At 68.0% G+C, this 2,889-nt stretch carries 3 protein-coding genes; 2 read left to right on the top strand and 1 reads right to left on the bottom strand.

All coding sequences use genetic code 11. The features are described from left to right. On the top strand, positions 1-1,312 hold a 1,312-nt coding region (locus ACRDU5_RS15855), incomplete at its 5' end, for an AAA family ATPase (protein WP_526615576.1). On the opposite strand, the gene ACRDU5_RS15850 is transcribed toward ACRDU5_RS15855, so the two are convergent. Further along, positions 1,313-2,140, bottom strand: a complete 828-nt coding sequence (locus ACRDU5_RS15850) for an enoyl-CoA hydratase/isomerase family protein (RefSeq protein WP_526615575.1) — start codon at positions 2,138-2,140, stop codon at positions 1,313-1,315. Between the two features lie 77 nt (positions 2,141-2,217). Here ACRDU5_RS15850 and ttfA point away from each other — a divergent pair. Beyond that, a partial coding sequence (gene ttfA / locus ACRDU5_RS15845; RefSeq protein WP_526615574.1) for a trehalose monomycolate transport factor TtfA occupies positions 2,218-2,889 on the top strand: 672 nt, incomplete at its 3' end.

Genomic DNA, 2,889 nt, shown 5'->3' with positions numbered 1-2,889 from the left:
GATCGACGAGGTGGAGCGCCTGGTGCGCCGCCTGGAGATCGAGGAGATGGCACTGGCGAAGGAGGAGGACGCCGCCTCGAAGGAGCGGCTGGAGAAGCTGCGCGCCGAACTGGCCGACCAGAAGGAGAAGCTGGCCGAACTGACCACCCGCTGGCAGAACGAGAAGAACGCCATCGACGTGGTCCGCGAGCTCAAGGAGCAGCTGGAGACGCTGCGCGGCGAGGCCGACCGCGCCGAGCGCGACGGCAACCTGGAGAAGGCCGCCGAGCTGCGTTACGGCCGCATCCCCGAGGTCGAGAAGAAGCTCGACGCGGCGGTGCCACAGGCCGAGGCGCGCGAGGACGTCATGCTCAAGGAGGAGGTCGGGCCCGACGACATCGCCGACGTGGTGTCGGCATGGACCGGCATTCCCGCCGGCCGGATGCTCGAAGGCGAGACCGCCAAGCTGCTGCGCATGGAGGACGAACTCGGCAGGCGCGTCGTCGGTCAGAAGAAGGCCGTGCAGGCAGTGTCCGATGCGGTGCGCCGCAGCCGCGCAGGCGTGGCCGACCCGAATCGGCCGACAGGCTCGTTCATGTTCCTCGGCCCCACCGGCGTCGGTAAGACCGAGTTGGCAAAAGCGTTGGCGGAGTTCCTCTTCGACGATGAACGCGCAATGGTCCGCATCGACATGAGCGAGTACGGCGAGAAGCACTCGGTGGCCCGCCTGGTCGGGGCGCCGCCCGGCTACATCGGCTACGACCAGGGCGGTCAGCTGACCGAGGCGGTGCGCCGGCGTCCGTACACGGTGATCCTGTTCGACGAGATCGAGAAGGCCCACCCGGACGTGTTCGACGTGCTGCTGGCTGTGCTCGACGAGGGCCGGCTGACCGATGGGCAGGGCCGCACCGTCGACTTCCGCAACACGATCCTGATCCTGACGTCCAACCTCGGGTCGGGCGGCAGCGAGGAACAGGTGATGGCCGCGGTGCGATCGGCGTTCAAGCCCGAGTTCATCAACCGCCTCGACGACGTGATCATCTTCGAGGGGCTCAACCCCGAGGAGCTGGTGCAGATCGTCGACATCCAGCTGGCCCAGCTGGCCAAGCGGCTGGCCCAGCGTCGGCTGACCCTCGAGGTGTCGCAGCCGGCCAAGAAGTGGCTGGCCGAGCGCGGGTTCGACCCGCTCTATGGGGCGCGTCCGTTACGCCGGCTGATCCAGCAGGCCATCGGTGACCAGTTGGCGAAGATGCTGCTGGCCGGCGAGGTGCACGACGGCGACGTGGTGCCGGTCAACGTCAGCCCCGACGGCGAGTCGCTCGTTCTGGGCTGATCAGGACCGGAACCGCAGCTCGCCCAGCTCGAAGTCCCGGGTCTGGGCGCCGGCGTCGAGGATTGCCTGAAGCCGTTCACGGGCGACCGGCTGTGCCAGGGTCTCCCGGAACAGCTGATCCTCGACACGCAGGCCGGTCGTGAGATCGGCCTGCCCGTCCAGGGCGGCGTCGACCGCGCGTTTGGCGCGCGTGATGGCCTCCAGCGGATGTGACGCGATGCGTGCGGCCAGGGTGTCGACGAACCGGCGTAGTTCATCCGCAGGCAGCGCGCGATCGACATATCCCCAGGTTTCGGCGGTCGCGGCGTCGATGTCCATGCAGCCGAGGATGACTTCGAGCGCCCGTCCACGACCGACCAGCCGGGGCAGCCGCTGCGTTCCGCCGCCGCCGGGGATGATAGCCACCGCTACCTCCGGCTGGCCTAAGCGCGCCCTGCCGAGTGCGGCATAGCGCATGTCGAACGCCATCGCCCACTCGCTGCCGCCGCCTCGGGCGATGCCCTCGATGACGGCGATGGTGGCCTTCGGCAGGGTTCGGAACTGTTCCATAACGGCGTTGAAGGGTGATAGCTCGTCGTGCAGCGCCGTGTCGTCGGTGGGGAGGCTTTGAATGAGCTCGACGTCCGCGTGCGCGATGAAGAATTCCGGATCGGCCGAGTCGACGATCAGCACGCGCACCTCGTCGTCGGCGGCGACGTCCGCGGTGAGGCGGCCGATCTCGGTCAGCAGCGGCAGATCCAGCAGGTTGATCGGCGGATGGTCGATGGTGGCGCGGCAGATGCCGTCACCGACCGAGATTCGAATGCGCTGGTAGTCGTCATAGGGCATGGACAGACGGTATGTGACGGGGTTGTGACCCGCTTGAGTTCGAGGTTCACCGCGACCAGCAGATAGGCTTATGTGCGATGGTCCCCCTCTGGTTCACGCTGTCCGCACTCTGTTTCGTGGGTGCGGCCGTGCTGCTGTATGTCGATATCGATCGACGTCGCGGGCTGGGCCGCCGCCGCAAGTCGTGGGCGAAGTCGCACGGGTTCGACTATGAGTACGAGTCGCGCGACATCCTCAAGCGCTGGAAGCGCGGGGTGATGTCGACCGTCGGCGACGTGGCCGCCAAGAACGTCGTGCTCGGCCAGATCCGCGGCGAGGCGGTGTTCATCTTCGACCTCGAAGACGTCGCGACGGTGATCGCCCTGCACCGCAAGGTCGGCACCAACGTGGTTATCGACCTGCGGCTCAAGGGCATCAAGGAGCCGCGGGAAAACGACATCTGGCTGCTCGGCGCGATCGGCCCGCGAATGGTGTACTCCACCAACCTCGACGCCGCCCGGCGCGCCTGCGACCGGCGGATGGTGACGTTCGCCCACACCGCACCCGACTGCGCCGAGATCATGTGGAACGAACAGCACTGGACGCTGGTCAGCATGCCGGTCACCAGCACCCGGGCCCAGTGGGACGAGGGCCTGCGGACCGTCCGCCAGTTCAACGACCTGTTGCGGGTGCTGCCACCGATCCCGCAGACCGGCGGCCAGGCCGGCCCGGCGGCGAGCCGCCGCGCACCCGGCCGCCCGCTGAAACCG

This window comes from Mycobacterium sp., assembly GCF_050701515.1.
Lineage (GTDB): Bacteria > Actinomycetota > Actinomycetes > Mycobacteriales > Mycobacteriaceae > Mycobacterium.
Note: the sequence above shows the minus strand (reverse complement) of the source record. Positions and strands in the feature narration are given on the sequence as shown.

Excerpts from the sequence above, each read along its gene's own strand:
- ACRDU5_RS15850 (WP_526615575.1), bottom strand. The coding sequence starts at position 2,140 with ATGCCCTATGACGACTACCAGCGCATTCGAATCTCGGTCGGTGACGGC.